Genomic DNA, 19,487 nt, shown 5'->3' on the forward strand with positions numbered 1-19,487 from the left:
GGTGTTTGTGGGGGGGGGTTTGTGGTCGGGGCGGGGGGGGGGGGGGGGGGGGGGGGGGGGGGGGGGGGGGGGGGGGGGGGCCGGGGGGGGGGGGGGCCCCCCCCCCCCCCCCCCGGGCCCCGAGTCAGCCGAGTTCGGCGGCGGCCTGGTCGATCAGGTCGGCCACGGCCTTGGGCTGCGAGGCCAGCGACGCGTGGCTCGCGGCCAATTCGATGGTCTTGCGCGGCTCGATCCGCGCCGCCATGCGGCGTTCGTTGTCCGGGTGGATCATTCGATCCTCGGTGGACACCTGGTACCAGCTGGGCTTGACCTTCCAGGCCGGCGCGGTGACGGTGTCGCCGAAGGTGGAGGCCAGCGGCGCCTTCTGGGTCACCGCCATGACCAGTGCGTCGTCATCGGACAGGTCCTGGCAGAAGCTCTCCTGGAATTTGTCCTGCCGGACCCAGAGGTAGCCGTCGGAATCGGGGGCCAGGTTCGCGGCGGCGGCGGGCGGCTGCTCCTGGGTGATCTGCCCGGGGCTCTCGCCCGCGTCCGGGGCGAAGGCCGCGATGTAGACCAGGCCCACCACGTTCGGCAGGTCACCGGCCTCGGTGATGACCGCTCCACCGTACGAGTGACCGACCAGCAACACCGGCCCGTCGATCTGGCGAACCATCTTGCGGGTGCGCTCGGCGTCGTCGGCGAGCGAGGTCAGCGGGTTCTCCACGGCGTGCAGGTCGGTGTATCCGCGCTGCTTCAGTTCGACGATGACATTCGCCCAGTGGGCGGCGCCGCCCCAGAATCCGTGGACGAGAACGATTGCGGGCTTGGCCATTACGGGTCTACCTCTCCATTGATGTCGTGCCTGCTGATGTCGTGCCTTTTCGAAACGAAGGCGACCGGGAGCACCCGGCGCGCCGGCCACGCGGGCCGGCCGTGGAGATCACGCGGTGCGACTCGCGGCGTGCACGAGTCCGAACAATCGCTCGGCGTTGGTTTCCAGGATCGCGCTCGAATCCTCGGGTGCGATGCTCGGATCGGAGACGTAGTCGATCGCGCGAACGAAGATCTTGTCGGCCTCGTAGGGGAAGTCGGTGCCCAGGACGAGCCGATCCGCGCCGAAGGAGTCGATGGCGGCCCGCAGGGCGGGCAGGTGCCCGTGTCCGACGGTGTCGTACCACATCATGCGCGCGAGAACGCTGGGCGCTTCGGGGGTCTGCGGGGCCTCCCACAGGTACTGGTTGTCGGCGCGCTGCAACAGCATGGGAAGCGCACCGCCCAGGTGCGAGTTGATGATCTTGATGTTGGGATAGCGCAGCGGAAAACCGTTGGTGATCAACTGCATGACGCTGATCGTGTCCTCGATCGGCGCGCCCGCCATCCAGGTCAGATGATAGCCGGAGATCAGCGGCGAGCAGGCGCTGTTCCCCGCCGGATGCAGGTACAGCACCGCGCCGCGCCGATCGAGTTCGGCGAAGATCGGGGCGAATTCGGGATCCACCAGCGCGCGATCGAGCACCGTGGTGTTCAGCGCCACCCCGACCATGCCGAGATCATCCAGCGCCCTGCGGATCTCGGTGATGGCGGCATCGATGTGCGGTAGCGGCGCGGATGCGAAGGCCAGGAACCGGTCCGGATAGGCCGAGACGACGCCGGCGTACTGGTCGTTCACGAAACGCGCTGCGGCGACGGCCTTTTCCCGATCCTCGCCGTAGGGGTTCTGCGGTGCAGTGGACAGGACCTGCATGTCGACCCCGGCGCGATCCATGAGCCGGAGTCTGGCCGCGAGTTCCGCGCCCCGCCCCGCGCCCATTCCGCGCTGGGTATCGGTGTCGGTCTTGCCGAGACCGACCAGGAGATCGAGATAGTCGTCGGTCCAGTAGTGCGCGTGTACATCGATTCGCATGGATGCTCCTGTTCCGTTTCCGGACCGGTCCTGCGGGGTTACACGGGTATCCGAGCGGTGCTCCGATCGATTCGCCTTCACGGTAGGAGCGCCGTGTGCGCCGGGCCCCACCCAGAGCGGGTGAAGCGAGCCGATCGGCACGTGGTGAACCGGACAGGGCACCTGATGAACCGGACAACCGGAAGAAAGCGTACTCCGGGTGTGAAGGGGGTCATACGGCGTGCGCGCTGTTCACCCGGTTCGCGTGAGGCCGCCGGTCCCGGGCGTTCGTAGCGTGACCTCACGCCCGGTCACCATGGCCGGCGGAGTCCAGGAGGAGAGCGTCATGCCCGGCGGCCACGGCATTCGGTGGGAGGTTGTCACGCTGTGCGTGAGCGCGGCCGTGGCCGGTCTGGCGGTCAGCGTGCCCGTCGACTTCCAGTGGGCGGCGCACGGATCACTCCCGGAACTGCAGATGCTCATCTTCAACGTGCCGCGCGCGACCGCCACCGCGGCCCTCGCGGCGGTGGTCGTGGCGGTGCTGTGCACGGCCGCCACCGTTCGCATGGCGTGGCTGACCGCGGCGTTCTGCGCGGGGCTCCTGCTGCTGAGCCACGCGGTGGCGCACGGGCTCACCAACGAACTGGCCACCTTCGGCTACGTGGACGCGATCGTGGGCGGTGCGCTGCTGGGCGCCTTGGCGGCGCTCACGGGTGGTCGCCGCCCGGCCGTGTTCGGGCTGCTGCTGGGTGCGCTGTCGGGCATCCTCGTCGGGAATCGCGTCATTCCCCCGGCGGACGGCGGCCACCCGCATCACGTTCTGCACTGGGCACTGGTCGACCCGCCCTCGTTCCTTCTCCTCGTCACCGCGCTCGTGCTGCTGGCCCGAGGTGCCTGGCGGCACCGGTTGTCCGACGCCGTGCCCTGCGATGAGATACCGCTGCGCCCGGTGACGGCGGTGCTGGTCCTGGTGTCCGCGTCCCTGCTGCGGACGGAAGTTCTCGCCGAGCAGGAGAATTGGATCTTCCGGATCGTCGCCGGCAGCGTGCTGGTGGTGGTCGCGACCCTCGTGGCGGCGCTGCTGCTGGCCGCCCGCGACGGTGTGCTGATCGCGATCGCGGTGGCCTTCGCCGCCGCCGGCGGTGTCGTCGGTACCGGCCCCCGGCCGGCCTGGTTCCCGCTCGTCCTGATCGCCGCCGTCGCGGCAGGCCTGTGGGCCGGGAACCGGCTGCCGCGACCGGGTCTGGCCGTGGCGGCGACGATACTGCTCGCGGTGTTCGAGGCCGTCACCAACAACGTCGCCGGTTCGGAGCCGCTGACCGTGGCCGGCGGCGCGCTGATGGCGGCCGTCGGCGGCTATTGTTTCGGATCGATTGTGCCGCAGGAGCTCTCGACCTTGCCCCTGGCTCTCATGGCCCTGATCGCCCCCGCGGTGGTGGCCGCGGTGACCAGCCGCCGCTTCGACCACGTCGGCAGCTCCAAGGTCTGGTTCCACAGCCCGCCCACCGACAACTGGGTTCCGGGCTGGACCGCGGTGGCGGTCACCGTGGGCTGCGGCGCCGTCGCGCTGGCCGTGGGCCGTCTGCGCGCCCCACGCCCGGGAAACCGGCCGCGGGCCGAGCCGAGAACTACCGCCGTCGCGGTCAGGTCGTGAGCCGGAAGCCGTTCTCGAAATCGATGTTGCCCAGATCGCCTCGACCGGCCAGGCCGAGCTTGGCGAAGATGTGGGACAGGTGGTTTCCGACCGTGCGGGGGCTGATCAGCAGGCGGGCGGCGATCTCGCGGTTGGTCAGGCCGGTCGCGGCCAGGCGGGCCACCTGCAATTCCTGGGCGGTGAGAACGTCGGAGGCGGGCGAGGTCGCGGGCGTCGCGGTGGTGGCGCGGTCGCCCGCCATGATGATCTCGCGCCCGGCGCGTTCGGCCCACGGGCGCGCTCCGGAACGCTGGAAGGTGTTGTGTGCCGGACGAAGTAGTTCCAGGGCCTCGTGGCGGCGGCGCACCCGCCGCAGCCATTCGCCGTACAGCAGCTGGATGCGAGCGTAGGTGAAGGGGCGATCGGCGGGCGCGGCCGCCAGCGCGGCCGCGAACAGCGCTTCGGCCCCGTCGTCACCGGTCAGCAGTGCATCGACCCGGTGCCGGTCCGCCACCGCCCAAGCCGCGCCGCCGTGTTCCGCGTGCGCGATCAAACGGTCGAGACAGGAACGGGCGTGGTCGAATCGGCCGATCCGGATGGCGGCCTCCGCGGTATCGGCCGCGCTCAGCACGGCAACGGTCGGGTGGTGCGCGATATGCCCCGGGGCCGAGATCGGGTCCAGGGCGTCGAACGCCTCGTCCGGTCGCCCCGCGCCGAGCGCGCCGACACCGCGTGACCAATGCACCCCGGCGGTCAGCGGATAGAAGCGGCGCGGAAGCGCGAATCCCAGGGTGTGCTCGGTCAGCTCGGCCGCGGCGGCGGTGTCGCCGCGCACCGCGGCGATGAATCCCAGTGCGCTGTAACCGTAGGCGGGGGTCTGCAGACCGCCGAAGTCCTCGGCGAGCGCGATCGCCTCCCGGGCGTCGGCGATGGCGTCGTCCCAGGCGCCCAGCGCACAGCGCAGCATGGCCCGCTGGCTCAGTGAGTAGCCGAGCCAGGTGATGGGTCCTTCGGCGCGCATGCGCTCGATGCACTCCGAATACAGCCGCAGCGCATGGGTTTCCGCGCCGAGGTCGATGGCGACCTCGGCGATCGGCAGGCGGTACGGGGGCAGGTCGGCGCCGCTCGCGATGTCGATCGCGGCGATGTCGCGCAGCTCGGGCGCACCGAGCGGATCGCGCAACGCCCAGGATGCGCGCAGCGCCAGATGCCGCAGTTCCGCGCCGAAGTGCGGCGCGGCGGATTCCGCGTCCCGCAGCAGCATGTGCCGCGCGCGCTCGGGATCGCCGAGCCCCAGTTCCAGCAGTCCGGCGAGGCCACCCGCGGCCGCGCCCACCCGCGCGGACCCGATCCGCTCCTCGGCCCCGGCCAGCAGCTCCCGCGCGGATTCGACGTCGCCGCCGTCCCACGCCGCCCGCCCGGCCCGCGCCAACCGGCCCGCGGCCGCCTCCGCGTCCGGGGACAGCGCGGCGGCGCGCCGATACAGCCGTGCGGCGGACAGCGCGCCGCCGCGGATCCGGGCGCGTTCGGCGGCGGCGTCCAGGGTGGCGGCGATGCTCTCGTCGGGTTCGGTGGCCGTGGCCGCGAGGTGCCAGTCGTGCCGGTCCGGATCGGTGTTCGCGTACGCCCGTGCCAGCGCCGCGTGCGCGGACCGGCGCTCGCCGGGTTCGGCGCTCTCGTACACCGCCGCGCGAATCAGCGGGTGCTCGACCGTTATCCGGCCGTCGGCCAGGTGCAGGAGATCGGAATTCAGTGCGGCGGACCAATTCTCGGCGGACACGCCGAGCAGTTCTGCGGCCGTGCGGACTGTGCGCGCGTCCGCGCCGTCGTCGGCGGCGGCGATGAGCGCGACCGTGCGTTCGGTCGTGGGCAGCGCCCGCAACCTGGCATCGAACGAGGCCCGTAAGCGCGGCCCCAGCGGCAGGGGAGCGGTCGCGGCCGGACCGAGTTCGGCGCTCGCGCCGCGGCCCAATTCCAGTAGCGCGAGCGGATTTCCGCCGGTGACCTGGACGAGTCGCTTGGCACGCGGCGGACTCAAGCTCGGATTATGTTCGGCAACAAGGGCTTTGGCGCTGGATGCGTCCAGCCCCGTGAGAATCAGACTGGGCGTCGCCTCGGTGTTCGCGGTCCCGGGGTGGGTCGCCGCCAAGACGACCATGGACTCCTCCGCGACGCGCCGGGCCACGAAGCGCAGGCAGTTGCGGCTGGGTTCGTCCAGTAGGTACAGGTCGTCGATGACGATCAGCACCGGGCGCTCCTCGGCCAGTTCCGAGAGCAGTGTCAGCACCGCGACGCCGATGAGCATCCGGTCCCCGGCATGCCCGCCGAGGCCCAGTGCGCCGCGCAGCACCGCGGCTTGCGCGGTGGGCAGCGCGTCGATCCGGTCGAGCACCGGCCACAGCAATTGATGCAGCGCCGCGAAGGCCAGTTCGGATTCACTGGGCACACCGCGGCAGTCGAGTACCCGGAAGTCCGCAGCGCGGGAGCGGGCATAACGCAGCAGGGTGGTTTTCCCGATGCCCGGTTCACCGATGAGCAGCAATGCCGAGCCGGCGCCCGCTCGCGCCCCGTCCAGCAGCCGGTCCAGTTCCCGGCGTTCCCGGTCGCGGCCGTACAGGTGCGGCGCGGGCGTGCTGTGCTGCGGCATCGGAGAGGAACGCTCCCTTCACGAAGGATCGATGCGGGGCAGGCTCGTGGTCGAGCGTATCCCGGAGCCGCACCCGGACTATTGTTGAACGAAAACGTCTAACAAATCGCCGATGGTAGCTGGCCGGTGGCGCGAACGCTCCCGGGTTGTCTCAATTGTGATACTGAATAGTCTCACCTTCGGGTGTGTACCGAGGCGCGGCGGGCCGAGCACTCGCCGCCGTTGCCCGCTCGGCTTCGGCCGGCCGCACGCGGGCGCCGCGGCACCGGCCGTGGCCCCGGGCCGTCAGCTCGGCGCGGGCGCCAGTCCGGTCAGGAAGCAGGTCAGCGTCTCGATGATGTCGTCGAGTGCGGACCGCGACGGCGCGGCGCTCCAGTTGTGCACCAGCGCCATCAGGGCGCCGACGAATCCCATTGCCGCGGAGGCGTATCCGCCCGGCGGCGTGTAGTCCTCACCGAAGGTGTAGCGCAACTCGGCCTCGGCGAACTGCAGCCAGATTCGGCGCTGATCCACCCGGTGCTGTTCCACGCGCGCACTGACGCCGATGATCTCCACGAACGAGATCGCCGCCCGGCGCGGATCCTGGCCGAGCGATTCGGCGTAGGCGGTGACCGCGATCCGGGCCCGGGCCGCGATACCGGTCGCGTCGGTCTCGGACAGCGCGGTCACCAGCGCGGTCCGCGCGTCCTCCTGGATCATGTCGTACACCGCGAGCAGCAGATCCTCGCGATTGTCGAAGTGCTCGTACAACTGCGCGCGGGCCAGGCCGGCGGTCCGGCAGATGCTCGCGATGGAGCTGTTGGCGTACCCGTCGTCGCCGAAGACCACGAGCGCGGCGGCCAGGAACTGCCGCCGCCGCTGGGCCCTGCGGTCGTCGACGGACAGCCCGCCGTAGGTGCGCGTAGTCGAACTCGTCACCCGGTAACCGTAGCCGCACCCGCGTCCCGTCCCGGTCCGCGCGCACACTGGAGTGATGGATCCGGTCGCCGCACTGCGTGAGATCGCCTATTTCAAGGATCGCGCCCGCGAGGAGTCCCGGCGGGTGATGGCCTATCGCCGGGCCGCCGACATCGTCGAACGGCTCGACCCCGCCCAGCGCGAGACGCTGGGCCGATCCGGCGGCTGGCAGTCCCTGCCCGGCATCGGGCCCAAGACGGCCGCGGTGATCGCCCAGGCGTGGGCGGGCGGCGAACCGGACCTGCTCGTAGAGCTGCGGGCCGCGGCCGGGGATCTGGGCGGGGGCGAGCTGCGGGCGGCCCTCAAAGGGGACCTGCACCTGCATTCGAATTGGTCGGACGGCTCGGCGCCGATCGACGAGATGATGGCCGCCGCACAGGCTCTGGGCCACGGGTACTGCGCCCTCACCGATCACTCGCCGCGCCTGACGGTGGCCAACGGCCTGTCCGCCGACCGGCTGCGAGCCCAACTCGACGTCATCGACGAACTGCGCGAACGCTTCGCCCCGATGCGGATCCTCACCGGCATCGAGGTCGACATCCTCGACGACGGCTCACTCGATCAAGACGCCGACCTGCTGGCCCGCCTGGACGTGGTGGTCGCGAGCGTGCACTCCAAGCTCCGCATGGATCGCGACGCCATGACCAGGCGCATGGTGCGCGCGGTGTCGGGCGGCCGAGCCCACGTCCTGGGCCACTGCACCGGCCGCCTGGTCGAGGGCGCCCGCGGCACCCGCCCCGAATCGGCCTTCGACCCCGACCAGGTCTTCACCGCCTGCCGCGACCACGGCGTAGCCGTAGAGATCAACTCCCGCCCCGAACGCCGCGATCCCCCGTCCCGCCTGCTGCGCCAGGCCCTGGAGATCGGCTGCGACTTCTCGATCGACAGCGACGCCCACGCCCCGGGCCAGCTCGACTTCCTCGGCTACGGCGCCCAGCGCGCGACGGACAACGGTGTCCCCGCCGAGCGCGTCATCAACACCTGGCCGTGGGAAGAGCTGCGCCGCAGGCTGACTCGCGCCTGACAGCGGGCGGGCGCAGGCCCGAGTGGTCCCGTGGGGCTCGGGCGTCGCACCTGCCCGAGGGTGAGCGCCACAACCGGCTGCTGGGCTGGACCGCCACCACGGTCGCCCCGCAGATCGAGGTCATCACACTCCATTCCCGGCGGGTGCCGGGAATCCGATCCTGTCGTGCGCCGCGTGTGGGCGACTCACCTATTCCAGGTGATGTCGTATGCGAGCGATGACCGCCGTACGGGTCGACCAGCCCGGTTGGCGGTTCACACCTTTGGGGTGAGGCGCCCACCCACTGCCCGGCGGAACAGTGGGCGCGGTCAGTGCAGAAATCCACCAAGTGAGGTGCTTCATGAATTTTCCGCTCATCGATTTGGGCTCCGCCGCCATCAATTTCGCCGATGTGGTGACCTCGATCATGTCGAATGTCACCTACCTGCTGCAGGCGTGGGGATCGCTGTGAACCCGGTGGCGGGTGTGCTCGGGCGTCGTTCGTTGCTGATCGGGGCGGGTGCGCTGGCCGTCACCACGATCGGCGTCGCGGCCTGCGGGCGCCCCGAATCGACGTCGGGTACGTCGACATCCGTCGCACCGCCACCCGCGTCCGACCCCGGCGCGGTGGCTGCCGACGCCTACGTCTTCGGCTATCCGCTCGTCATCATGGATGTCACGCGGGAGACGAGCGCGCCCGCCGGCCACTTCGATCACTCCCGGACCCTGCCGGACGCGGCGAATCGATCACTGGTGCGCCCGAACCAGGACACGCTGTACTCCAAGGCGTGGCTGGATCTGCGCGCCGAACCCGTCGTGGTTCAGATGCCCGCTGTGGAAGCCGGCCGCTACTGGCTGTTGCAGACCATGGACATGTGGACGAACGTCGCCCAGAACCCGAGCAGTGTTCGGCCGCAAGCGATCTCGGGAGCGAACACCGGGCCCTTCACCTACGCCTTCACCCCGCCCGGCTGGTCCGGCACGCTGCCGGACGGCGTCACGGCCATGCCGGTGCCGACCCCGCAGGTGTGGCTGCTCGGGCGGGTTCAGGTCAACGGCGAGGCCGATCTGCCCGCCGTGCACGCGATTCAGGACGCGATGAAGATCGCGCCGCTGAGCGCGTGGACGGCGAACCCGGGCACGAGCAACCCGCCGGCCGCGCCGCCCGCGCCCGCGGACCCGGTGGACATCGTCGCGAGGATGGACGGGCGGACGTACTTCGACCGGATGAACGCGGTCATGACCGTCGATCAGCCCACGCCGGCCGACGCGCCCGCGCTGCAACGGTTTTCGTCGATCGGCATCGTGCCGGGCGGGACCATCGGCCCGGACTCGGCCGACCTGCTGAACGGCGCCGTGATCACCGGGCAGCAGCGGGTCAACAACTACAGCAATCCGAAGAACACCGTCATCAACCAGTGGAATTACAGTGCCGACGCCGGGCGCTACGGCACCGACTACGACATGCGCGCGTACGTGGCCCGCGTGGGCTTGGGCGGTAACCTCCCCGAGGACGCGCTCTATCCGTCCTACTACGGCAGCGCCGACGGACCGGAAACCAGGTTGACCATCCACTTCGAGCCCGGGCAGCTGCCGCCGGTCGACGCCTTCTGGTCCATCACCGCCTACGCGGCCGACGGCTTCCTGATCCCGAACCCGGACGGCGTCTACTCGGTGGGGCATCAGCTCCCGGTCGGCCGCAATCCGGACGGTAGCGTGGACATCGTCGTGCAGAACGCCAGGCCCGCAACAGAACTCGCGACCGCGAACTGGCTGCCCATTCCGGAGAACGGCAGATTCACCCTGACCATGCGGCTGTACGCGCCCCGGCCGCAGGCCGTGGACCACACCTGGCAGCCGCCCGTCATCACCTCCGGCTAGCCGGGCGGCGGGTCTCACAGCGTGCGGGCGATGATCTCCTTCATGATCTCGTTGGTGCCCGCGTAGATCTTCTGTACCCGGTTGTCCACCCACAGGCGGGAGATCGGGTACTCGGTCATGTAGCCGTAGCCGCCGTGCAGTTGCAGGCACTGGTCGATGTTGGCCATCGCCCGCTCGCTGGTCCACCACTTGGCCATGGCCACCGTGGGGATATCGAGTTCGCCGCGGATGTGGCGCTCCACGCAGTCGTCGGTGAACACGCGCATGATTCGTGCCTCGGTGGCCACCTCGGCCAGGGTGAACTTGGTGTTCTGGAAGCCGAACACCGGTTTGCCGAACGCTTCTCGCGCCTTGGTGTACGTGAGGGTTTGTGCCAGTGCGGTTTCCACCGCGACTGTGGATCCCACCGCGATGATCAGGCGCTCCTGGGGGAGCTGCTGCATGAGCTGGATGAAGCCCTGGCCCTCGACCGTGCCCAAAAGGTTGGTCGCGGGCACCCGCACCGCGTCGAAGAACAGCTCGGAGGTGTCCTGTCCGCGCTGGCCGATCTTGTCCAGTACCCGGCCGCGCCGGAAGCCGGGCCGGTCGCCCTCGACCAGGATCAGCGAAATCCCCTGTGCGCCCGCACCTCCGGTCTTGGCCACGACGATGATCAGATCGGCCTGGCCGCCGTTGGTGATGAAGGTCTTCGCGCCGTCCACGACGTACTCGTCACCGTCGCGCACCGCGCGCGTCTTCACGTTCTGCAGGTCGGAGCCGGTACCGGGTTCGGTCATGGCGATCGCGCCCACCACCTCGCCCGAGGCCAGCCGCGGCAGCCAGTGCCGCTTCTGTTCCTCGGTGCCGTAGGCGAGCAGGTAGTGCGCGACGATGCCGCTGTGCAGCGCGGCGCCCCACGAGGAGTCGCCGATTCGGGCCTGCTCCTCGATGAGCACGGCCTCGTGTGCGAAAGTGCCACCGCCGCCGCCGTATTCCTCGGGTATCGACATGCACAGCAGCCCGAGCGACCCCGCGACCTGCCACAGTTCGCGATCCACGTGGTGCTGGTCGATGAACCGCTCGATGTGCGGAGCGATCTCCTTCTCGCAGAACGAGCGCGCCAGATCGCGCAGCGCGTCCAGGTCATCGTCCATCCAGCGGGAGCGGTAGGGGGTTGTCACGTGCGGAACTCTCTTCTTCGAGACAGGACGGTTGCCGAAAGGTGTTGCGGGCGCGGCTCAGTGCGCGGTACGGGCGGGCTCGCTGCGGTAGCGCGAGACCGGGCCGTCGATCTTGCAGAGCTTCCACAGCACCCGCGCGACCGGATTCATCAGGCCGAGGCCGTGGGCGAGCATGCGGACGTCGGCGAAGAAGTCGCGCAGGTTCTTCCGGGATTCCGGGCTGCTCCAGAAGATCTCGTCCACCACGTGTTTGGGCACGTCGCAGTCCTCGCGGAACTTGCGCGTGGGCACCGCGATGAGATCGCAGATGATACGCATGGTCGGCGCGAACAGCAGGGACAGCGCGAACTTGCGGATCCGGCCCATCCGCGGCACCGCGTTCTCCAGGTAGTTGTGCGCGAAGCTGATGTGCCGGGCCTCCTCGGCCACGTGGATCGCCATCACCCGCTGGATCATCGGGTGCGTGTCGCGGCCCGCGCGCAGCAGCAGCTTCTGCCCGTGGTCGATGGGCTCCTCGCCGGCCAGCACCATGACGAAGAACCACTCGGGGAAGATCGAGGCCAGGAACGGGACCAGCGGCCCGACGTAGCGCACCCAGGTCCGCATCCCGGGGGTATCCATGCCGATCCGGTTCACCACCTCCTGGAACATCATGGTGTGGTTGCACTCTTCGATGGATTCGTGTGTGCAGTAGCGGAATTCGGGTGAGCCGTTGGGCACCGAGAACACGTACTGCATGAGCCCGCGAATCAGGATGTTCTCGAACTGCAGGCCGACCTTGGCGATATTGGCCTGTCGCCACATGCCGATCTGGATCTGCCGGTCCAGCGGCAGCGCGCGGTACCAGGGGTGCGCGCCGAGCGCGTCCTCCGGGGGCATCACCCAGCGCGGGTCATCGGCTCGGACCGCGAAATCCGGGTGGTCCCAGTCGATGTCGAGGTACGGGTCGAAACGTTTGTGCACGGACCCGTAGGACAGGGTCGCCAGTGTCTCGGTGTAGTGCGCGTCGGACTGCGCGGCCGCGGTCTGCGTTGTGGAATTCATCCCCAGCACTCCTGATCGAATGAACGTGACACGGTGTCTCGATCACGTCGTGACACGACCGTACCCCGGCCGGGTGGCGTCGAACAAGGGTGACCGCGACATCGTGTCGCAAACAGAATGTGCGGGCGGCCGCGAGCGCGGCGGCCGGATCAGGCGTCGGTGGTGGTCCGGTCCAGCAGCTCGCGCAGCGGCAGGTGCGGATCGATCTCGACGCCGTGCGCTCGGGCATGGCCGTCGATCATGTAGCAGATGGAATCGGTGAGCAGCCGGGTCACCTCGGCCGCCGGATACTCCCTCGGGCTCGTCCGCATCCAGCGCGTGATCGCGCCGTCCGCCATCGACACCACGGCGAAGGCGGCGACCTCCACCCCGGGTTCCTGGATGTCGAGCAGCGCCATCGACATGCTGAACAGTGTCGAAACACGTTCCGCGATAGCTGCTTTCGTGCCGGTCACCACCGCACGCCCGGCCGGGTCATGACTGCCGGGACCGTGTTCGACCCACTCGTGCAGGCGCGGATGTGCTTCCACCAGCGCCACATACGGCCCGACGATCCCGAAGACGGTGTCGTACAGGCTGTCCGACAGGTCCAGGGTCGGCAGTAATCGGTCCACGTTGGACTCGACCGCGAACTCGCGGGTCTTGGCGTCCAGATCCTTGCGATCGGTGAAGTGCCGGTAGACCACCGACCGCCGGATCCCGGCTCGTTCGGCGATGAGCTGCAGGGGAATCTCGGCCCCGGGCTCGGACTCCTCGATGAGGGCGATCAGGGCCTCCATGATGGCGCGCCGGCGCTCCAGGTTGTGGTCACCCCACCGTCCACCGGGAACATCCGCGCTTTCCGACACCATCCGCCAAGCATCCCATCCCGGCCGCGTCCGTATCGTCCCCCGGTCCGCGGCAGGGGTTCGCCCACGTCGCGCAGATCTGCGCGCCCGGCCCCGGGCCGTCCCGTTCGCGGCCGAGCGGGGAAGATCACTGTGCGCGATCCGGTTGCAGGTGTCGCGTGTTCGGCGGTGCGGTCGTGCCTACCGCCGCCGGCCCGTGCCCGATCCGGGCTCGCCACTAGTCGGAAAGGAGCGGATATGCCGCTCGAGTCCTCCACCCCGGTGCTGTTCCTCAGCGGCGCGGGCCTGCCCGCGTGGATCTGGGACGGGGTGCGCGCCGAGCTGCCGGTGTCCTCGGTGGTCGCGGAGTATCCCCGGGGCGGCCGGGCGAGCCTGCGGGAGTACGCCGAGGCCGCGCTGGCCCAGGCGCCCGAGGGGCGTTTCATACTCGTCGCGCATTCGGCGGGCGGGGCCGTGGCCGGTGAGATCGTCGCGGCCGCACCCGATCGGGTGGCGGGGGTGCTCGGGGTCGCCGCCTCGATCCCCGTGCCCGGCGGCTCGTTCGTCTCGGCCCTGCCCGTGCCGCAGCGCTATGTCATCGGGCCGATCATGCGTATCGCCGGTACCCGCCCGCCGGAGAAGGCGATTCGCGCCGGCCTCGGCTCCGGGCTGGGGGAGGACGACCTCGCCCGGCTCATCGCCGATTTCACCCCGGAGTCGCAGCGGCTGTACCGGGATCGTCTGTCCCCGCACGCTTTTCCCGAGCGGGCCGGCTACGTGGTGACGACCGCCGACCGCGAGTTCGCCCCCGCGCTGCAACACCGCTACGCCGTCCGGTTGACCCCCGCCGCGCCCCGCGAGCTGGCGACGGGCCACCTCCCGATGCTGGAGGACCCGAAAGCATTGGCGCGCATCATCGCCGAGTTCCTCGAGACGGCCTGATCCGACGTGCCGTCACCACGGTGGCGGTCCGAGTCCCCGCCTGCGCGCCTGCCTGTGTAGGCGGCGGGAATCCGGGCGGGTGTGCGGGCCGCGCCGACCGAACGGGCTCCCGGCGACGTGCGTGCCCGCGGCTGCCTACAAATCCGGCTGCGTACCAGCACACTTCGAGGTCGGCCGAGATCTCGCGGGAGTCGATCCGCTCGGTGGACTGAATTCTCGCGACAGCCGACGACTCCCGAATGTCAGTGCGCGAGCGCCACGGGCAGCGTGCCCGCCTCGGCCAGCGCCTGCTGCCGGTCGTACGCGTCTCGCGCCGCGGCGATCTGGTTCTGATGCGCCTCGGTCCAGGTGACCAGCGCCTTGATGGTCGTGTGCAGGCTCGCGCCCAGCGGGGTCAGCGCGTAGTCCACGCGCGGGGGGACCGTCGGATAGACCGTGCGCTCCACCAGACCGTCGCGCTCGAGCTGGCGCAGGGTGCGGCTCAGCATGCGCTGACTCACGCCGTCGATCTTGTACTTGAGTTCGCTGAAACGCAGGGTCCGCTCCTCCAGGAGCGCGATCACCAGGAGCGACCATTTGTCGGCGACGCGGTCCAGAATCTGGCGCACCTCGCAGTCGTTGCGCGCGTCCCAGTGCACCGCGTACAGGTCAGGGTCGGTATCCCCGCAGTCACCGGGTGACTTGAATGTGCCGTCTTCCATGCGATCGAATCTTGCCCGAAACTTCCCTTGGTAACAAGAAGTAACCGACCCCACGCTGGGGAACCGTTGATCAAGGGAGTTGCACGATGTTGCAATCCGGGCCGCCCGCGGTCTTCACCGACATGTCCGCTCGCGCGTGGGCGGTACTCGCCGTCCTGAGCGGCGCCATCTTCCTCGAGGGCATCGACGTCGCGATGCTCAACGTCGCACTGCCGTCCATTCGCGCCGATCTGGGCCTGTCCACCGGCATGCTCAGCGGCGTCGTCTCCGCCTACGTCCTGGGCTACGGCGGATTCATGCTGCTCGGCGGCCGCGCCGCGGATCTGTTCGGGCGCCGGCGCGTATTCCTGTTCTGGCTCACGGTATTCGTGGTGTTCTCCGGTCTCGGCGGCTTCGCGACCGAGGGCTGGATGCTGCTGACCGCCCGCTTCGTCACCGGCGTGGCCGCGGCGTTCATGGCGCCGGCCGGGCTCTCGCTGATCACCACCAATTTCGCGGAGGGGCCGGTGCGCAACCGGGCGCTGCTGGTCTACGCCGGAGTGGGCGCGGGCGGCTTCTCGCTCGGCATGGTGGTCGGCGGCGTGCTCACCACCTTCGGCTGGCGCTGGGTCTTCTTCGCGCCGGTGGTGCTCTCGGCGCTGATCCTGGTGGCCGCGCTCGCCCTGGTGCGCGACGCCGAGGGCCCGCGGTCCGAACGCGGCACGGTCGACGTGGTGGGCGCGATCTCGGTGACCGGCGCGATGATGCTGCTGGTGTACGGCGTCGTCCGGCTCGAACACCCGGGTGAGGGCCCCGCGCTGACCGCGGCGGTGTTCGCGGCGGGACTGGCCCTGCTCGGACTGTTCGTGCTCACTGAGCGCCGGGTGGCCGATCCGCTGGTGCGCCTCGGCATCCTGCGGAACGCGAACCTGGTGCGCACCAACGTGATCGCGCTGCTGTTCATCGGTTCCTTCGCCGGCTTCCAGTTCCTGGCGGCGCTGTACTTCCAGGAGTTGCGCGGCTGGAGCACCATGGAGACCGGGTTGGCGATGGCCGTGATCGGACTCGACGCGATTCTCGCGCCACTGCTCACCCCGAAACTGGTGGAACGCTTCGGCAACGGCCGGGTGGTCTTCGGCGGCGTCGTCATCGCCGCGGTGGCCTACCTGCTCCTGCTGCCCATGGGCCTGGATACCGCCTACACCGCGATTCTGCCCGCGCTCATCCTGCTCGGCATCTCCTTCGCCCTGGTCTACGGCCCGCTGACCATCGCGGGTACGGACGGTATCGACGAGCGGGAGCACGGCCTGGCGGGCGGGCTGCTCTACACCGCCTTCCAATTCGGCTTCGCCCTGGGCGTTTCCGCGGTCACCGCGGTGCACGTGGCCGCCATCGCCTCCGGAGCGAGCGGGATGGACGCGATCCGCACGGCCCTGTTCGTCCCGGTGATCGCGGTGGTTCTGGCCGGCCTGTTCGGCGCCTTCGGCCTGCGCCGCGCTGCCGGCTCCACGGCAGCCGAGCCCGCCGAGATCCCCGCCACCGCCGCGGCCTGACCACCGTTCGATTCGAGAGCAATTTCGACATGACCGCCAAGACAACGGCTTTCGCCGACATCGAGACCCAGTTCGACGACTACATCGGCGAAACCGTCTACGCCCACATGGTGACCGTGGATCGCCAGAACCGCCCTCGCGCCCGGGTGCTCATCCCGGTGTGGGAGACGGTGGACGGCATCCCCGTCGGCTGGCTCGCCACCTACCGCACCCCTGTCAAGGAGGCGCACCTGGCCAACAACCCGAACACCACGTTCTCCTACTGGAACCGCAAACAGAACTCGGTGCACATCGACGCCACCGCGGACTGGATTCCCCTGGAGGACCTGACAACCCGTCAGCACGTCTGGAATCTGTACCTGAACACCAGCCCCCGGGGCGCGGGCTATCCGCTGAGCAATTTCTGGACCGGCATCGAGGATCCGAAGCTGCACATCCTGAAGCTCGACCCCTGGCGCATCCAGGTGATCCGCGGGCGGGACCTGCGCAGCACGCTCTGGCAGGCCCCCGCCGAGGTGGCGGCCCGCTGAGCCCCCGTGTCGAGGGCCGCCGAAAGGCCCGGCCCCACAACCGATTCGGTGTGGCTCCGGGCCTTTCCCATGTGGGCGGAGCGGTGTCCGGTGGTCGAGTGCGGCGCCACACCTGCCGGGTAGGTGCCTCGGCGCATCGGGTCATCCGGCAGGGATCCGCACGGTGTGCTCTACCGGGGGACGAGGTAACGGTCAGCCGGATTCCCGGTCGCCCGGCCGGCCCAGCTCCAGTGTGGTTCCGCCGGCCGAGCTCAACGTGCTGATGGATTTCGAAAAACCGCGTCCAGCAACCATTGTGGTGCGGCGACGGCCCTCCTCGCGAGTTTCCGGTGCCGGGTCAGGCGGCGCGGCGCCGGCGGCGGCCCTCGCCGAGCTGCCCGGCCAGCCAGGGCACGGCCACTCGCGTATGCGCCGGACCCGCGGTCAGGTGTTCCAGTCCCCGGAAGCCCCGGAAGGTGACATCGACCCCGAGCCGGGTCCACTCGTCGCGCAGGACCGGGGCCTGCGCGTAGCCGAGCACCTGGTCCCGCTGCCCGTGGGTGAGCAGCACCGGCGCGGCCGGCGCGATCCCGCCGAGCCGGTTCTCCCGGAACCGCGCCAGCCAGTCCGGGTGGGCCATCAGATCCTCGGTCAGGTACCGGTGGCGATCGAAGCGGAACGGCAGCCCGGTCAGGATCTGGGTGACGATGTGCGTATCCGCCAGGCGCGTGGCCATTGCCCGCCCGGCCGGGGTGAGATAGCCGTCGAGATCCAGTTCCGGATACGCGACGTCCATCCCGAGCGCGGTGTACGCGAGCAGCCAGGCGAACCGCCCGCCGTCGAGGAACTCGCCCTGGAATTCCAGATCAGCGGCCACCCCGCCGAGCGCGGCCGCGGCGAGCGGGACGTCGGGCGCGTAGGTGGGCTGGAGCTGTGCGGCCCAGCCCGCCGCGGTCCCGCCTTCGGAATAGCCGAACAACGCCGCCGGCCCGTCCGGCGGCAGCGCGGCCGCCTCCAGCTGCCGGGCGGCGCGCATGCTGTCCAGCACCGCCGGCCCCAGGGCTCGCCCGACGATGTAGGGGTGCCGCCCCGAAGCACCGAGCCCCGGATAGTCGGTGAGCGCGACGGCCCAGCCGCGCCGCAGCAGCGCCATGATCAGCGCCGTCTCGTATTCGAGCCCGGTGAGCAGTTGCAGTGACGGCGCGCAATGGGCTCCGTGTCCCTGCGTGCCGATGGCGTAACCGATCAGCGGCCGCTGCCCCGGATAGGGGCGGCGCGGCACCAGCACGGTCCCCGAGACCGCGACGGGGGCGCCGAGGGCGGTGGTGCTGGTGTACAGCACGCGCCACGCGTGCGCCCGCAGGCCGATGCCCGGCAGCAGCCGCGCGATCATGGGCTCGGCCCGCACGAGGGTTCCCGGCGGTCCCGCCGCCACCCCGTCCGCTGCCGGTCGGTAGAAGTCGCGGTGCCGCAGGGCGGCCGCGCGCAGCGGCGTGGTCGGCCGTCGCATCAGCGCGCCTCGGACGGCTGATCGAGGCGCCCGCCCAGCGCATCGGTGATCGAGGCCCGAAGCACCGCATCGCGGTGAGATTCATTGGTGGGCAGTGCAGTCCCACGTCTGTTGCCTACCGCGGTCGCCGCCGGTGCAACGACCGTGTCAGCCGCACCCGGCGCGGGGCGCGGTGCGTGGACCGCGGGCGCTGAATGATCTGGAGCCGGGCGGGTCTGGAAGTCCCCGTGCCGTCGTGCGGCCGCGAGCGGCGGAACGGTCGAGCATCTCATCGTGCGGCCTCCGTCAGCTGATCGGCGGGTTCGGGCAGGGCGGCGGCGATCCAGCCGCGCAACTCCTCGCCACCGTACGACGCGATGGCGAGCAACGCCGCCCGGTGCTCGTCCGTGTCGGCGGCGCCCGCCAGCGCTTCGACCGTCTCGCGGTCGGCCAGTGCCGGATGCCGGGCGAGCTCCGTGCGGACCGAATCATCAAGTGCGGCAAGACAGGTGAGAAGTTCCCTGTGCGCACCCGCGGCGTGCGCGGCGGTGAACAGGATGCCGGTCTCGACGTCGGGTCCGCCGAACAGCGTGTCGCACAGCTCACGCCCGATATCGGAGTCCAGCCTGGCGAGCACCGACAGCCCGGCCAGTGCGGTCGCCGCGGCGCCGGAGGTCGCCGTGCGCAGAACCCGGTCGCGGCGGCCGGGCGGCAGCAGCCGGATCACATGTGCGAGGCGCTCGGCGGACGAGCTGAGCGCGGCCGTGTGCAGCAGGCCGGCGTCGTCGCCGATGCCGCGCTCGAAGTCCGCGATCAGCTCGTCGGGCGCGTGGTCGAGAAAGCTCGCCGCGGTCACGTAGTCCCGCCGGGCGAGCAGTTCGTTCGCGGCCGGGATGAGTACCGCGGCCGGGATGCGCGGTGCGAGGACCGCGATCGCGCGCGGATCCAGGAACGGGGCGGCGTCGGCCATGTAGGTCGTGGTCAAGGCGCCGAGCAGCCCCGCCGCGCGATCGGGGTGGTCGATGCCTATCGCGCCGCCCGCGCGTCCCGCGACCTCCGGCGGCACGGCCTTGAGCGCGACCTTGGCGGCCAGCGCGTTCGGAATCAACGGGGCCAGCTTCGACACCCGCGCGAAGGTGTCGGCGTGCGCGTCGTACAGCAGCGCCGACATCCGTTCGCGCAGTGCGCGAATGTCGTCCGCGCCCAGCCGGGTCAGCGACTCCAGCTCGGCCACCGGGGCGGCCACGGTCTGCGCGAGCTGTTCGAGCTGGCCGCGCGTGACGAGGTCGGTCATCGTT

Annotated in this window: 16 protein-coding genes; 6 read left to right on the forward strand and 10 right to left on the reverse strand. The window is 70.3% G+C overall.

The features are described 5' to 3' along the window. Positions 1-124: 124 nt before the first annotated feature. Both ACWIGI_RS39170 and ACWIGI_RS39175 read right to left on the reverse strand, forming a co-directional pair. Complete coding sequence (locus ACWIGI_RS39170) at positions 125-814, reverse strand: alpha/beta hydrolase (RefSeq protein WP_454208707.1); 690 nt, start codon at positions 812-814, stop codon at positions 125-127. Positions 815-922: 108 nt separating this feature from the next. Continuing rightward, the gene (locus ACWIGI_RS39175; RefSeq protein ID WP_454208708.1) at positions 923-1,885 is read right to left on the reverse strand and encodes an amidohydrolase family protein; all 963 of its coding nucleotides are present in this window, start codon (positions 1,883-1,885) and stop codon (positions 923-925) included. Between the two features lie 274 nt (positions 1,886-2,159). Between ACWIGI_RS39175 and ACWIGI_RS39180 the strand changes: the two genes are divergently transcribed. Further along, entirely contained in the window at positions 2,160-3,518 is a 1,359-nt protein-coding gene (locus tag ACWIGI_RS39180) for a hypothetical protein (RefSeq protein WP_454208709.1), read from the forward strand. On the opposite strand, the gene ACWIGI_RS39185 is transcribed toward ACWIGI_RS39180, so the two are convergent. After that, positions 3,508-6,144, reverse strand: coding sequence for an AAA family ATPase (locus ACWIGI_RS39185; protein ID WP_454208710.1), 2,637 nt, complete (start codon positions 6,142-6,144; stop codon positions 3,508-3,510). The two genes, ACWIGI_RS39180 and ACWIGI_RS39185, sit on opposite strands and share 11 nt — an antisense overlap. 285 nt (positions 6,145-6,429) lie before the next feature. Further along, on the reverse strand, positions 6,430-7,062 hold the full coding sequence (locus tag ACWIGI_RS39190; RefSeq protein WP_454208711.1) for a TetR/AcrR family transcriptional regulator: 633 nt from the start codon (positions 7,060-7,062) through the stop codon (positions 6,430-6,432). A 55-nt stretch (positions 7,063-7,117) separates the two neighbouring features. Between ACWIGI_RS39190 and ACWIGI_RS39195 the strand changes: the two genes are divergently transcribed. Together ACWIGI_RS39195 and ACWIGI_RS39200 are read left to right on the forward strand one after the other, a co-directional pair. After that, positions 7,118-8,125, forward strand: coding sequence for a PHP domain-containing protein (locus ACWIGI_RS39195; protein ID WP_454208712.1), 1,008 nt, complete (start codon positions 7,118-7,120; stop codon positions 8,123-8,125). Positions 8,126-8,560: 435 nt separating this feature from the next. Next, a complete protein-coding gene (locus ACWIGI_RS39200) occupies positions 8,561-9,985 on the forward strand; it encodes a DUF1254 domain-containing protein (protein ID WP_454208713.1) in 1,425 nt (474 codons plus the stop codon). A gap of 14 nt (positions 9,986-9,999) precedes the next feature. Here ACWIGI_RS39200 and ACWIGI_RS39205 read toward each other — a convergent pair whose 3' ends face one another. The 3 genes from ACWIGI_RS39205 to ACWIGI_RS39215 form a co-directional block, all read right to left on the reverse strand. Continuing rightward, the gene (locus ACWIGI_RS39205; protein ID WP_454208746.1) at positions 10,000-11,118 is read right to left on the reverse strand and encodes an acyl-CoA dehydrogenase family protein; all 1,119 of its coding nucleotides are present in this window, start codon (positions 11,116-11,118) and stop codon (positions 10,000-10,002) included. Positions 11,119-11,202: 84 nt separating this feature from the next. Beyond that, positions 11,203-12,189 carry an AurF N-oxygenase family protein gene (locus ACWIGI_RS39210; RefSeq protein WP_454208714.1) on the reverse strand — a complete coding sequence of 329 codons (987 nt, stop codon included), beginning with the start codon at positions 12,187-12,189 and terminating at the stop codon, positions 11,203-11,205. 149 nt (positions 12,190-12,338) lie between these two features. Next, positions 12,339-13,040 (reverse strand): TetR/AcrR family transcriptional regulator, encoded by a 702-nt coding sequence (locus ACWIGI_RS39215; protein ID WP_454208715.1) that lies wholly within the window; start codon positions 13,038-13,040, stop codon positions 12,339-12,341. A 234-nt stretch (positions 13,041-13,274) separates the two neighbouring features. Here ACWIGI_RS39215 and ACWIGI_RS39220 point away from each other — a divergent pair, with 234 nt between their 5' ends. Beyond that, positions 13,275-13,958 (forward strand): alpha/beta fold hydrolase, encoded by a 684-nt coding sequence (locus ACWIGI_RS39220; RefSeq protein ID WP_454208716.1) that lies wholly within the window; start codon positions 13,275-13,277, stop codon positions 13,956-13,958. Positions 13,959-14,200: 242 nt separating this feature from the next. Here ACWIGI_RS39220 and ACWIGI_RS39225 read toward each other — a convergent pair whose 3' ends face one another. Further along, the gene (locus ACWIGI_RS39225; protein WP_454208717.1) at positions 14,201-14,659 is read right to left on the reverse strand and encodes a winged helix-turn-helix transcriptional regulator; all 459 of its coding nucleotides are present in this window, start codon (positions 14,657-14,659) and stop codon (positions 14,201-14,203) included. 86 nt (positions 14,660-14,745) lie between these two features. Between ACWIGI_RS39225 and ACWIGI_RS39230 the strand changes: the two genes are divergently transcribed. After that, positions 14,746-16,191, forward strand: coding sequence for an MFS transporter (locus tag ACWIGI_RS39230; RefSeq protein WP_454208718.1), 1,446 nt, complete (start codon positions 14,746-14,748; stop codon positions 16,189-16,191). Between the two features lie 29 nt (positions 16,192-16,220). Beyond that, positions 16,221-16,721, forward strand: a complete 501-nt coding sequence (locus tag ACWIGI_RS39235) for a pyridoxamine 5'-phosphate oxidase family protein (protein ID WP_454208719.1) — start codon at positions 16,221-16,223, stop codon at positions 16,719-16,721. A 337-nt stretch (positions 16,722-17,058) separates the two neighbouring features. Here ACWIGI_RS39235 and ACWIGI_RS39240 read toward each other — a convergent pair whose 3' ends face one another. After that, the gene (locus tag ACWIGI_RS39240) at positions 17,059-18,210 is read right to left on the reverse strand and encodes a lipase family protein (protein ID WP_454208720.1); all 1,152 of its coding nucleotides are present in this window, start codon (positions 18,208-18,210) and stop codon (positions 17,059-17,061) included. A gap of 268 nt (positions 18,211-18,478) precedes the next feature. Next, complete coding sequence (locus ACWIGI_RS39245; protein WP_454208721.1) at positions 18,479-19,483, reverse strand: hypothetical protein; 1,005 nt, start codon at positions 19,481-19,483, stop codon at positions 18,479-18,481. Positions 19,484-19,487: the final 4 nt, after the last annotated feature.

The organism is Nocardia sp. NPDC055321 (assembly GCF_053645575.1).

Excerpts from the sequence above, each read along its gene's own strand:
- ACWIGI_RS39235 (WP_454208719.1), top strand. The coding sequence starts at position 16,221 with ATGACCGCCAAGACAACGGCTTTCGCCGACATCGAGACCCAGTTCGAC.
- ACWIGI_RS39175 (WP_454208708.1), bottom strand. The coding sequence starts at position 1,885 with ATGCGAATCGATGTACACGCGCACTACTGGACCGACGACTATCTCGAT.
- ACWIGI_RS39230 (WP_454208718.1), top strand. The coding sequence starts at position 14,746 with ATGTTGCAATCCGGGCCGCCCGCGGTCTTCACCGACATGTCCGCTCGC.
- ACWIGI_RS39195 (WP_454208712.1), top strand. The coding sequence starts at position 7,118 with ATGGATCCGGTCGCCGCACTGCGTGAGATCGCCTATTTCAAGGATCGC.
- ACWIGI_RS39185 (WP_454208710.1), bottom strand. The coding sequence starts at position 6,144 with ATGCCGCAGCACAGCACGCCCGCGCCGCACCTGTACGGCCGCGACCGG.
- ACWIGI_RS39205 (WP_454208746.1), bottom strand. The coding sequence starts at position 11,118 with ATGGACGATGACCTGGACGCGCTGCGCGATCTGGCGCGCTCGTTCTGC.
- ACWIGI_RS39225 (WP_454208717.1), bottom strand. The coding sequence starts at position 14,659 with ATGGAAGACGGCACATTCAAGTCACCCGGTGACTGCGGGGATACCGAC.
- ACWIGI_RS39245 (WP_454208721.1), bottom strand. The coding sequence starts at position 19,483 with ATGACCGACCTCGTCACGCGCGGCCAGCTCGAACAGCTCGCGCAGACC.
- ACWIGI_RS39220 (WP_454208716.1), top strand. The coding sequence starts at position 13,275 with ATGCCGCTCGAGTCCTCCACCCCGGTGCTGTTCCTCAGCGGCGCGGGC.
- ACWIGI_RS39240 (WP_454208720.1), bottom strand. The coding sequence starts at position 18,210 with ATGCGACGGCCGACCACGCCGCTGCGCGCGGCCGCCCTGCGGCACCGC.
- ACWIGI_RS39215 (WP_454208715.1), bottom strand. The coding sequence starts at position 13,040 with ATGGTGTCGGAAAGCGCGGATGTTCCCGGTGGACGGTGGGGTGACCAC.
- ACWIGI_RS39170 (WP_454208707.1), bottom strand. The coding sequence starts at position 814 with ATGGCCAAGCCCGCAATCGTTCTCGTCCACGGATTCTGGGGCGGCGCC.
- ACWIGI_RS39210 (WP_454208714.1), bottom strand. The coding sequence starts at position 12,189 with ATGAATTCCACAACGCAGACCGCGGCCGCGCAGTCCGACGCGCACTAC.